Origin of the sequence: Enterobacter cloacae complex sp. I1M (assembly GCF_014982425.1) — a bacterium.
Lineage (GTDB): Bacteria > Pseudomonadota > Gammaproteobacteria > Enterobacterales > Enterobacteriaceae > Enterobacter > Enterobacter intestinihominis.
This window is the reverse complement of sequence record NZ_JADCLG010000021.1, coordinates 87604-99715: the sequence shown is the minus strand read 5'-3', so window position 1 is coordinate 99715 and position 12112 is coordinate 87604. Positions and strand designations below refer to the sequence as shown.

10 protein-coding genes are annotated in these 12112 nt (G+C 56.6%); 9 read left to right on the top strand and 1 reads right to left on the bottom strand.

Features of this window, described 5'->3' with window-relative positions:
• The first annotated feature begins 3 nt into the window (after positions 1-3).
• The 7 genes from agaF (at position 4) to INF86_RS13505 (ending at position 8624) form a co-directional block, all read left to right on the top strand.
• Positions 4-438 (top strand): PTS galactosamine/N-acetylgalactosamine transporter subunit IIA, encoded by a 435-nt coding sequence (agaF, locus tag INF86_RS13535; RefSeq protein ID WP_032626392.1) that lies wholly within the window; start codon positions 4-6, stop codon positions 436-438.
• Positions 435-1568 carry an N-acetylglucosamine-6-phosphate deacetylase gene (nagA, locus tag INF86_RS13530; protein WP_155019476.1) on the top strand — a complete coding sequence of 378 codons (1134 nt, stop codon included), beginning with the start codon at positions 435-437 and terminating at the stop codon, positions 1566-1568. The genes agaF and nagA overlap by 4 nt, the downstream gene beginning before the upstream one ends.
• 246 nt (positions 1569-1814) lie before the next feature.
• Complete coding sequence (locus INF86_RS13525) at positions 1815-2960, top strand: SIS domain-containing protein (RefSeq protein WP_023298709.1); 1146 nt, start codon at positions 1815-1817, stop codon at positions 2958-2960.
• 12 nt (positions 2961-2972) lie between these two features.
• Positions 2973-3845 (top strand): tagatose-bisphosphate aldolase subunit KbaY, encoded by an 873-nt coding sequence (gene kbaY, locus INF86_RS13520; protein WP_193543608.1) that lies wholly within the window; start codon positions 2973-2975, stop codon positions 3843-3845.
• A gap of 116 nt (positions 3846-3961) precedes the next feature.
• Positions 3962-5533 (top strand): maltose/glucose-specific PTS transporter subunit IIBC, encoded by a 1572-nt coding sequence (gene malX, locus INF86_RS13515; protein WP_193543607.1) that lies wholly within the window; start codon positions 3962-3964, stop codon positions 5531-5533.
• A 12-nt stretch (positions 5534-5545) separates the two neighbouring features.
• On the top strand, positions 5546-6718 hold the full coding sequence (locus tag INF86_RS13510) for a MalY/PatB family protein (RefSeq protein WP_023307051.1): 1173 nt from the start codon (positions 5546-5548) through the stop codon (positions 6716-6718).
• Between the two features lie 16 nt (positions 6719-6734).
• Positions 6735-8624 (top strand): enterotoxin, encoded by a 1890-nt coding sequence (locus tag INF86_RS13505; RefSeq protein WP_126291458.1) that lies wholly within the window; start codon positions 6735-6737, stop codon positions 8622-8624.
• A 67-nt stretch (positions 8625-8691) separates the two neighbouring features.
• Here the strand turns inward: INF86_RS13505 and rsmI are convergent, their stop codons facing one another.
• Positions 8692-9555 (bottom strand): 16S rRNA (cytidine(1402)-2'-O)-methyltransferase, encoded by an 864-nt coding sequence (rsmI, locus tag INF86_RS13500; protein WP_193543606.1) that lies wholly within the window; start codon positions 9553-9555, stop codon positions 8692-8694.
• 61 nt (positions 9556-9616) lie between these two features.
• On the opposite strand from rsmI, the gene INF86_RS13495 reads away from it, so the two are divergent.
• Together INF86_RS13495 and INF86_RS13490 are read left to right on the top strand one after the other, a co-directional pair.
• Complete coding sequence (locus tag INF86_RS13495) at positions 9617-11755, top strand: penicillin-binding protein activator (protein ID WP_045622090.1); 2139 nt, start codon at positions 9617-9619, stop codon at positions 11753-11755.
• Positions 11713-12108 carry a YraN family protein gene (locus tag INF86_RS13490; RefSeq protein ID WP_022649504.1) on the top strand — a complete coding sequence of 132 codons (396 nt, stop codon included), beginning with the start codon at positions 11713-11715 and terminating at the stop codon, positions 12106-12108. Before INF86_RS13495 ends, INF86_RS13490 begins: the two co-directional genes overlap by 43 nt.
• Positions 12109-12112: the final 4 nt, after the last annotated feature.

Sequence of the window (12112 nt, the reverse complement as noted above, 5' to 3'; positions counted from 1 at the left end):
GCGATGTTAGGCATTATTTTGACGGGTCATGGCGGTTTTGCCAGCGGGCTGGAACAGGCGATGAAGCAAATCCTCGGCGAACAGCCGCAGTTTATCGCCATCGATTTTCCGGAAAGCTCCACCACTGCGCGGCTGACCGCGCAGCTTGAGCAGGCAGTGAATGATTTGGATGCAGAACACGATATCGTGTTTCTCACCGATCTTCTCGGCGGTACGCCGTTTCGTGTGGCCTCTACCCTCGCGATGCAACACCCCGGCAGCGAAGTGATCACCGGCACCAATCTCCAGCTTTTGCTGGAGATGGTTCTGGAGCGCGACGGGTTAAGCAGTGAAGCATTTCGTTTGCAGGCGCTGGAGTGCGGCCATCGCGGCCTGACCAGCCTGGTGGATGAGCTTGCACGCTGTCGCGAGGAAGCGCCCGCCGAGGAAGGGATATGAGCCAGCTGCTGCGCGCGCGTCGTCTGCTTACCGGGCAGGGCTGGCTGGATGACCATCAGCTGCGCATGGATAGAGGCGTCATCACCGCCATCGAGCCGATTCCGGCAGGGGTTAACACCCGCGAGGCAGACCTGCTTTGCCCGGCATACATTGATATCCACGTCCACGGCGGCGCGGGTGTGGATGTGATGGATGATGCCCCCGACGTACTGGACCGGTTAGCCATGCATAAAGCGCGTGAAGGCGTGGGGGCGTTTCTGCCTACCACCGTCACCGCTCCGCTGGAGGCGATCCATGGCGCGTTACGGCGCATTGCCCGACGCTGTCATGTCGGTGGCCCCGGTGCGCAGGTCCTGGGCAGCTATCTGGAAGGCCCGTACTTTACGCCGCAGAACAAAGGGGCACATCCGCAAGAACTGTTTCGCGAACTGGATCTCGCGGAACTTGATGATCTGATTGCAGTTTCGCAGAACACGCTGCGGGTAGTGGCGCTTGCTCCGGAAAAAGCGGAAGCCCTGAAGGCGATCCATCACCTCAAGCAAAAAGGGATACGCGTCATGCTGGGTCACAGCGCCGCTACATACGCGCAAACCCTGGCCGCATTTGATGCAGGCGCAGCCGGGCTGGTGCACTGCTACAACGGCATGACGGGGTTACACCACCGGGAGCCCGGCATGGTTGGCGCTGGCCTTACGGACCCACGCGCGTGGCTGGAGCTTATTGCCGACGGGCATCACGTTCATCCTGGAGCCATGCGGCTGTGTTGTTGCTGCGCGAAGGATCGTACGGTGCTGATTACCGATGCCATGCAGGCGGCGGGTATGCCTGATGGGGGCTATACGTTGTGTGGTGAAAGTGTCGAGATGCAGGGCGGCGTTGTCCGCACGGCCTCAGGCGGGCTGGCGGGCAGCACGCTCGCGCTGGATGCCGCCGTGCGAAATATGGTGGAGCATACGGGGGTCGCCCCAGAGCAAGCTATCCATATGGCTTCACTGCATCCCGCCCGTCTGCTCGGTATGGATCACCTGCTGGGATCGTTAGCGCCGGGCAAACGCGCCAATATTATTGCGCTGGATGCGGGTTTACACCTCCGGCAGATTTGGATCCAGGGTCAGGCTCTTTCCCTGTAGCCCTTTCACAATGTGCCCTGTTGGCCTTACGGAAGACGATCGTAAGGCCTTTCTTTTCCTTTCCTTGACTTTCTCCTTTCCTTTCGCGATCACACTTTTCGTTTTATTTCTTTTACGCCATTGAACTTTCGATTTCTTTTCTATAGATTTTATTTAACTGCTAAAGTGAACAAGTGAAACGAAACGAAAGATAGCGACACGTTTGCCAGCGTCTGATGTGGAATTCACACGACTGAGGACTGAGTTATGCCACAAACCACTACCGCCGCCACCGGCACCTGGACCGAAAAAGAGATCCGCCAGCAGCCAGCCAGCTGGCTTCGCTCGCTCAACAATATTGATAACCTGCGCGCGTCGATCGACAGTTTTCTGACACCACTGTTGCGCAAGCCCGATCTGCGGATCGTTCTGACCGGTGCGGGTACGTCCGCTTTTATCGGCGACATCATTGCGCCATGGCTTGCCAGCCACACGGGGAAAAACATCACCGCGATACCTACGACCGATCTGGTCACCAACCCGATGGATTATTTCAGCCCTGCGCACCCGCTGCTTCTGGTCTCTTTCGCCCGTTCTGGCAATAGCCCGGAGAGCGTCGCCGCCGTTGAGCTGGCGAATCAGTTCGTACCGGAGTGCTACCACCTGTCGATCACCTGTAATGAAGCGGGCAGCCTGTACCAGAATGCCGTCGACAGCGATAACGCCTGCGCTCTGCTCATGCCAGCCGAAACGCACGATCGCGGGTTCGCGATGACAAGCAGCATCACCACCATGATGGCGAGCTGCCTGGCGGTATTCGCACCGGAAACGATCAACAGCAAAACGTTCCGCGACGTGTCCGATCGCTGTCAGGCGATCCTCACATCGCTTGGCGATTTCAGCCCCGGCGTCTTTGGTAACGAACCGTGGAAACGCATTGTTTATCTGGGCAGCGGTGGATTACAGGGCGCCGCACGGGAGTCTGCGCTGAAAGTGCTGGAGCTGACCGCCGGCAAGCTGGCGGCATTCTACGATTCGCCAACGGGTTTCCGTCACGGGCCTAAGTCACTGGTGGACAACGAAACGCTGGTCGTCGTGTTTGTCTCCAGCCATCCGTACACGCGTCAGTACGATCTGGATCTGCTCGCCGAGCTGCGTCGCGATCGTCAGGCTATGCGGGTAGTAGCCATTGCAGCCGAAACGGATCCGGTCATTGAAGCTGGCCCGCATATCCTGCTGCCGCCTTCTCGTTCATTTAACGATATGGAGCAGGCATTCTGCTTCCTGATGTACGCCCAGGTCTTCGCACTGACCCAGTCTCTGCACGTTGGCAATACGCCAGATACGCCATCCGCCAGCGGTACGGTTAACCGTGTGGTCCAGGGCGTCGTTATTCATCCGTGGCAGGCTTAAGAGGACAGGCTCATGAGTATTATTTCCACCAAATATCTTTTGCAGGACGCACAGGCAAAGGGCTATGCCGTTCCGGCCTTTAACATTCATAACGCCGAGACGATCCAGGCGATCCTCGAAGTCTGTAGCGAAATGCGATCCCCGGTGATCCTCGCGGGTACGCCGGGGACGTTTAAACATATTGCGCTGGAAGAGATCTACGCCTTGTGCAGCGCATATTCCCTTACTTATGACATGCCGCTGGCGCTACACCTCGATCACCACGAATCGCTGGATGACATTCGCCGCAAAGTCCATACCGGCGTACGTAGCGCAATGATCGACGGTAGCCATTACCCCTTCGAACAAAACGTCAAGCTGGTGAAATCGGTCGTCGATTTCTGTCACCTCAACGACTGTAGCGTCGAGGCCGAACTGGGCCGACTGGGTGGAGTGGAAGATGACATGAGCGTCGACGCCGAAAGCGCGTTCCTGACAGACCCGCAGGAAGCAAAACGCTTTGTCGAACTGACAGGCGTGGACAGCCTCGCCGTTGCCATCGGAACCGCGCACGGCCTCTATACCAAACGCCCAAAAATCGACTTCCAGCGGCTGGCCGAGATCCGCGAGGTAGTGACAGTGCCGCTGGTACTGCACGGTGCGAGCGATGTTCCGGATGAGGATGTGCGCCGCACCATTGAGCTGGGCGTCTGCAAAGTTAACGTCGCAACAGAGCTGAAAATCGCCTTCTCTGACGCAGTCAAAGCCTGGTTTGCCGAGAACCCACAGGGCAACGATCCGCGCTTCTACATGCGCGTCGGCATGGATGCCATGAAAGAGGTGGTCAGAAGCAAAATCACCGTTTGCGGCTCGGCGAACCGGCTGCTGCTTCCGGCTGAAGCCTGAACCCATCGCGCATAACGTTAGTACCTAAAAAATAACTATAAGCCTCGCAAATATGAAGGCGCGTCCTTAAGCCGGACAGCGCCTTCCATTATCCTAAAAATCCGAGGAGTCCCTACATGACACAGGAAAAGTCGTTTAAATCGAAAGCGTGGGAGTTTTTCCAGAGCCTGGGAAAGACGTTTATGTTCCCGGTTTCGCTATTGGCCTTTATGGGGTTGTTGTTAGGTATCGGTAGTTCTGTCACCAGCCCTTCCACCATCAAAAGTTTTCCCTTTCTGGGCGGCGAGTTAACGCAGCTCACCTTTGGTTTTATCGCCATGGTCGGTGGCTTTGCTTTTACCTATCTGCCGCTGATGTTTGCCATGGCGATCCCAATGGGCCTTGCCAGGCGTAATAAAGCGGTGGGCGCTTTTGCCGGATTCGTTGGCTACATGCTGATGAACATGAGCATCAACTACTACCTGACCGCCACCCACCAGCTTGCGGATGCCGCCACCATGAGACAGGTGGGACAATCCATCGTGCTTGGCATTCAAACGCTGGAGATGGGCGTGCTCGGCGGCATTGTGGTAGGGGTGATCACCTACTTCCTGCACGAACGCTTCCAGGACACAGTGCTGCACGACGCATTTGCCTTCTTTAGCGGCATTCGTTTTGTTCCGATTATTACCGCCCTCACCCTGTCGCTGGTCGGCCTGGTCATCCCCCTGCTGTGGGAATATGTGGCAATGGGCATTGCCGGAATTGGTCATATCATCCAGAGCACCAGCGTCTTTGGGCCGTTCCTGTATGGCGTGGGCGTGCTGCTACTCAAACCTTTTGGCCTGCATCACATACTGCTGGCGATGGTGCGCTTCACCCCGGCGGGCGGCATTGAGATGGTTAACGGCCAGGAAGTGGCCGGTGCGCTGAACATTTTCTACGCCGAGCTGAAAGCGGGTCTGCCGTTTAGCCCGCACATTACGGCATTTTTATCGCAAGGGTTTATGCCGACCTTTATCTTCGGCCTGCCTGCCGTGGCTTACGCTATCTACCGCACCGCGCGCCCGGAAAACCGTCCGGTGATTAAAGGGCTGCTGCTTTCAGGCGTGCTGGTTTCAGTTGTCACGGGTATTTCAGAGCCGATTGAGTTCCTGTTCCTGTTTATTGCCCCTGTGCTTTACGCGTTTCATATCGTTATGTCTGGCCTGGCGCTGATGGTGATGGCGCTGCTCGGCGTCACCATCGGCAACACTGACGGCGGTATTCTGGATCTGCTGATCTTCGGCGTCATGCAGGGGATGTCGACCAAATGGTATCTGCTGTTCCCGGTGGGTATTGCCTGGTTTGCTATCTACTTCTTCGTCTTCCGCTGGTACATCCTCAAGCACGATATAAAAACGCCAGGCCGTGATGTTGACGCGCAGGGTGCGCTCCAGGCGGTGGAAGCCAATACCCGGGCACGTGGAAAATCAAAATACGATCATGGGCTTATTCTTCGCGCGCTTGGCGGTAAAGAGAATATTGAGTCGCTCGACAACTGCATTACCCGCTTACGTCTGGTGGTGAAAGATATGGGGCTTATCGACCAGCAGGCGCTGAAGGCCGCTGGCGCCTTGTCAGTCGTGGTGCTTGATGCCCACAGCGTTCAGGTGATCATCGGCCCACAGGTGCAGAGCGTCAAATCCGGCATTGAAGCCTTAATTTAACAGGGGGTCGTTGTGTTTGATTTCGACAGAATCATTGAGCGTAAAAGCGATAAATGCCGTAAATGGGATCATGCGTTTGTGTGTTCGCGTTTCGGTGATGTCCCGGAGGGATTTATCCCGCTGTGGATAGCAGACATGGATTTCACCTCGCCACCCGCCGTGATTGAAGGCTTTCAGCGCATCGTGGAGCATGGCACCTTCGGTTACACCTGGTGCTTCGACGAATTCTACGATGCGGTCATCGCCTTCCAGCGCACCCGTCATCAGGTTGAGGTGCATAAGTCATGGATCACCCTGACCTACGGCACCGTTTCTACGCTGCACTATACGGTTCAGGCGTTCTGCAATCCCGGCGACTGCGTGATGATGAACACCCCAGTGTATGACCCGTTTGCGATGGCGACACAGCGACAGGGCGTGCGGGTGCTTGCAAATCCGCTGAGCGTGAAGGAAAACCGCTATCAGCTGGATTTTAATCTGATTGAAGTTCAGCTCAAAACTCACCGTCCAAAACTGTGGTTCTTCTGCTCGCCGCATAACCCCTCGGGCCGCATCTGGCGCGCGGATGAGATACGCCAGGTGTCCGATCTCTGTAAGCGCTACGGCACGATTCTGGTGGTTGATGAGGTTCACGCCGAGCACATTCTGGACGGTACATTCGTCAGCTGTCTGACTTCGGGCTGTGCCGCCCAGGACAACCTGATTGTGCTGACCTCCCCCAATAAAGCCTTCAACCTTGGCGGGCTAAAAACATCCTACTCAATGATTCCAGACGATTCGCTGCGCCAGCGTTTCCGCCAGCAGTTGGAGAAGAACTCCATTACCTCGCCGAATATCTTCGGCGTGTGGGGGATTATTCTGGCCTATCAGCAAGGTCTGCCATGGCTCGACGCGCTGAATGGTTATCTGCGCGGCAATGCCCGCTACCTTGCGGATGCCATCCAGACCCACTTCCCTGCATGGAAGATGATGAACCCGGAGTCGTCGTATCTCGCCTGGATAGACGTCAGTGCGGACGATCGCAGTGCGACGGCGCTAACCCAACATTTCGCCAAACAGGCTGGCGTGGTCATCGAAGATGGCAGCCACTACGTACAAAACGGCGAAAACTACCTGCGTATTAACTTCGGCACCCAGCGCTACTGGCTGGAACAGTCCATCAACCGAATGCTGAAGCATTACTGATAAGGATCTTACCCCGATGAAAACAAGGCTCACTCTCTCGCTGCTGGCTCTCTGTGTTTCTCATGGCGCGGCAGCAGCAAACTACGCGCTCAGTAACAACAATATTGCCCTTTCGTTTGATGATGCAAATGCAACGGTAGTAGTAACGGACAGCAAGGCTAACCATCCGCTCACGCCACAGGAGTTGTTCTTTCTGACACTGCCGGATGAAACAAAAATCCACACCGCTGATTTCAAAATCAAGCACGTCGAAAAGCAGGGCAACGCGATAGTCATCGACTTTACGCATCCGGATTTTAACGTAACGGTGAAACTGAACCTGGTGAAGGGAAAATACGCCAGCATCGGCTACACCATCGCCGCCGTCGGGCAGCCGCGGGACGTAGCGAAAATGACCTTCTTCCCGACGAAGAAGCAGTCTCAGGCACCTTACGTTGACGGGGCGATTAACAGCTCGCCAATCGTGGCCGACTCGTTCTTCATCCTGCCAGACAAACCGATTGTGAATACTTACGCTTATGAAGCCACCACGAACCTCAACGTGGAGCTGAAAACGCCAATTCTGCCTGAGACACCGGTCAGTTTTACCACCTGGTTCGGCACTTTCCCGGAAACTAATCAGCTGCGGCGCAGCGTAAACCAGTTTATCGATGCCGTGCGCCCGCGGCCTTATAAGCCTTATCTGCACTACAACAGCTGGATGGACATTGGCTTCTTTACTCCTTACTCCGAGCAGGATGTCATTGGGCGGATGGACGAATGGAATAAAGAATTTATTGCCGGACGCGGGGTGGCGCTGGACGCGTTCCTGCTGGACGATGGCTGGGACGATCGCACCGGACGCTGGCTGTTTGGCCCGGCATTCAGCAACGGTTTTGGCAAAGTCAGGGAAAAAGCCGATAGCCTGCATAGCTCGGTTGGGCTGTGGCTTTCACCGTGGGGCGGTTACAACAAGCCGCGCGATATTCGCGTCTCGCATGCAAAAGAGTATGGTTTCGAAACCGTAGACGGCAAGCTGGCGCTGTCGGGGCCGAACTACTTTAAAAACTTTAACGATCAGATCATTAAGCTGATCAAAAACGAGCACATTACCTCGTTCAAGCTCGACGGAATGGGTAACGCCAATTCGCATATCAAGGGCAGCCCATTTGCATCGGATTTTGACGCGTCCATTGCCCTGCTGCACAACATGCGCAGCGCAAACCCGAACCTGTTTATCAACCTGACCACCGGGACCGACGCGAGCCCGTCCTGGCTGTTCTATGCTGATTCAATCTGGCGTCAGGGCGATGATATCAACCTGTACGGTCCCGGCACGCCAGTGCAGCAGTGGATGACCTACCGGGATGCCGAAACTTATCGCTCCATCGTACGCAAAGGCCCGCTGTTCCCGCTGAACTCCCTGATGTACCACGGGATCGTCAGTGCAGAGAACGCTTACTATGGACTGGAGAAAGTACAAACGGACGGTGATTTTGCCGATCAGGTCTGGAGCTACTTCGCGACCGGAACTCAACTTCAGGAGCTGTACATCACGCCGTCCATGCTTAACAAGGCGAAGTGGGACACCCTGGCACAGGCGGCGAAGTGGTCGCGTGAGAATGCCAGCGTGCTGGTGGATACGCACTGGATTGGCGGTGACCCAACTTCGCTTGAGGTTTACGGCTGGGCCTCATGGAGTAAAGACAAAGCGATTTTTGGTTTACGCAACCCGTCGGATAAGCCGCAACGTTACTACCTGGATTTAACCAAAGATTTTGAGATCCCGGCAGGAGAGCGCTCGCAGTTTACCCTGAAAGCCGTGTACGGCAGTAATTCGACCGTACCAGAGGAGTATAAAAACGCTGTAGTGATTACGCTGCAACCGCTGGAAACGCTGGTGTTTGAGGCGATGCCGGGAAAATAGTGAGGCTTTGACACGGTGTAGGCCGGGTAAGGCGAAGCCGCCACCCGGCAAAACAGGCGGCAGGGGCTTACTCCCCCTGCTGCTCCAGCGCATATTTATACAGCGCATTTTTCTTCACGCCGTGGATCTCCGCCGCCAGCGCCGCCGCTTTTTTCAGGGGCAGTTCAGCCTGTAGCAGGGTCAGCGTACGCAGCGCATCGGCAGGCAGGGCGTCTTCCTGCGCTTTATGCCCTTCGACAATCAGCACCATTTCGCCCTTGCGGCGGTTCTCATCCTCTTTCACCCACGCCAGCAGTTCGCCAACCGGCGCGCCGTGAATGGTTTCCCAGGTTTTGGTCAGCTCGCGCGCCAGCACCACGTAGCGGGATTCGCCCCAGACGGTAACCATATCGTCCAGGCTTTCCAGCAGGCGGTGGGTTGATTCGTAAAAAATCAGGGTACGCGGCTCTGCTTCCAGATCCTTTAACACGTCGCGACGGCCTTTGGATTTAGCAGGCAGGAAACCTTCGTAGCAGAAACGATCGGACGGCAGGCCCGCCGCACTTAATGCGGCAATAGCAGCACACGGCCCCGGCAGCGGCACAACGCGGATCCCTGCTTCACGGCAGGTGCGCACCAGATGGTAACCCGGATCGTTGATAAGCGGCGTACCCGCATCGGAGACCAGCGCGATGTTCTGCCCTTCTTTCAGCTTCGCCACCAGCGTTTCGGCTTTTTGTTGCTCATTGTGATCGTGCAGGGCAAACAGACGGGAGTTAATGGCAAAGTGCTGCAGCAGTAAACCGGTATGACGGGTGTCTTCAGCAGCAATTAAATCAACAGCTTGCAATACAGTGAGTGCACGTTGGGTAATATCAGACAAATTCCCGATAGGAGTAGGTACAATATAAAGCTGGCCTTGAGAATTATCTGCCGTTTCGTGTTGTTTCATTGTTTCGTCCGTATTGCCGATTTAATATTGAGCATTGCGTAAAAAAATCACTGGATACAGTATGGTACCGTTAACGTTTCTTCGAAAAAAAGCCGCGCACAGCGTGCCCCTCCTGCTGGCAGCCCTGATCTTTACCGGCTGCGGCACCCAGGCACCTGACCAGAGCACTGCTCATATGCAGGGATCCGCTCAGGCTGATTCTGGCTTTTATCTGCAACAAATGTCGCAGAGTTCAAATGATACCAGGATCAACTGGCAATTACTCGCCATTCGTGCACTGCTGAAGGAAGGAAAAACCCAGCAGGCCGCCGAGCTGTTCAGCCAGCTGCCGCAGGATCTTAACGACGATCAGCGCCATGAGCAGACGCTGCTGTCGGCAGAACTGAAGGTCGCGCAGAAAGATTTCGACGGCGCGAAGAAGATCCTCGGCACTATCGAACTGAGCGCGCTGGATAAGAATCAGCAGGCCCGTTTCTGGCAGGCCGGTATCACCGCTGAGCAGGGTCGCCCCTCCCTGACGCTTCTCCGCGCGCTGATTGCCCAGGAGCCTCTGCTCGCGGGTGCGGACAAGCAGAAAAATATTGACGCAACCTGGCAGGCACTCGCCTCCATGACCCAGGATCAGGCCAGAGCGCTGGTGATCAACGCCGATGAAAATGTCCTGCAAGGCTGGCTGGATCTGCAACAGATGTGGTTCAACAACCGCAGCGATCCGAACATGCTGAAAGCCGGCATTACCGACTGGCAAAAGCGCTACCCGCAAAACCCGGGAGCAAAAATGCTGCCAACGCAGCTGGTGAACGTGCAAAACTTTAAGCCCGCCTCCACCAGCAAAATCGCCCTGCTGCTGCCGTTAAACGGCCAGGCAGCGGTGTTTGGCCGCGCCATTCAGCAAGGTTTTGAAGCCGCGAAAAACGGCACTACCGCCGTCACCGGCAGCGCCGTTCCGGCGCAGGCAGCACAGGCGGCGAATGTGAATGACGTAGTCAGTCCGTCAGCCGCCGAAACCAGCGACCTGACCACCGCGCAAACCCCTGCCCAGGGCACCATGCAGAATCCGGTTACCGCCCCAACGACGCAACCCGCTACCTCAGCGCCTGCGGCAACACAGGCCCCGGCTGAAACTCCGGCGCCCGCGACGGCAGAACAACCTCAGCCGCAAACCGCGCAGCCGGAACAGCAGCCAGCAGCCCAGCCGCAGGCTGTGGCCACCACCAGCGCTAACCCTGGTGCAGAGTTGAAAATCTACGACACCAGCGCCCAGCCGCTTGACCAGGTGCTGGCGCAGGTTCAGCAGGACGGGGCCAGCATCGTTGTCGGCCCGCTGTTGAAAAACAACGTGGAAGCGCTGATGAAGAGCAACACCACGCTGAACGTGCTTGCGCTGAACCAGCCAGAGCAGGTTCAGAACCGCGCCAATATCTGTTACTTCGCCCTCTCTCCGGAGGATGAAGCCCGCGATGCGGCCCGTCATATTCACGAGCAGGGCAAACAGGCGCCGCTGCTGCTGATCCCACGCAGCACGCTGGGCGACCGCGTTGCCAACGCCTTTGCGCAAGAGTGGCAGACCCTTGGCGGTGGCGTGGTGTTGCAGCAGAAATTTGGCTCAGCTTCCGAACTGAGAGCGGGCGTGAACGGCGGGGCAGGTATTGCCCTCAACGGTAGCCCGGTATCCGCCAGCCTGCCGCAGCAGCAGAGCGTCACCATCGGCGGTCTGACGATCCCAGCCCCCCCTACCGACGCGCAAATCAGCGGCGGCGGTAAAGTGGATTCGGCGTACATCGTCGCTACGCCGGAAGAGATCGCCTTTATCAAACCAATGATCGCCATGCGTAACGGCAGCCAGAGCGGCGCAACGCTCTACGCCAGCTCCCGCAGCGCACAGGGTACCGCAGGCCCGGATTTCCGTCTGGAAATGGAAGGACTGCAATACAGCGAGATCCCTATGCTGGCAGGCAGCAACCCGCAGTTGATGCAGCAGGCGCTGGGCGCGGTGCGCAATGATTATTCCCTGGCGCGTCTGTACGCGATGGGCGTCGATGCCTGGGCGCTGGCAAACCACTTTACCCAGATGCGCCAGGTACCGGGCTTTGAGCTTAACGGGAATACCGGCGATCTGACCGCCGATCAGGATTGTGTGATTAACAGGAAGTTATCATGGCTCAAATACCAGCAGGGGCAGATCGTCCCGGCCAGTTAAGCCGCAAAGAGACCGGCGACGCGTGGGAGCTAAAAGCGCGCCGCTGGCTTGAAGGCAAAGGACTGCGCTTTGTCGCCGCCAACGTTCGCGGGCGCGGCGGCGAGATTGACCTGATTATGAAAGACGGTCAAACCATCGTGTTTGTTGAAGTACGCTACCGACAGTCGTCCCGTTTTGGCGGTGCTGCCGCCAGCGTGACGCTCGCCAAACAACAAAAATTATTACAGACTGCCCACTTGTGGCTTGCCCGCCATAATGGGAGTTTTGATACTGTGGATTGCCGTTTCGATGTGGTAGCCTTCACCGGAAATGCGATCGACTGGCTTAAAAACGCGTTTGGCGAAGACGCATAAATAA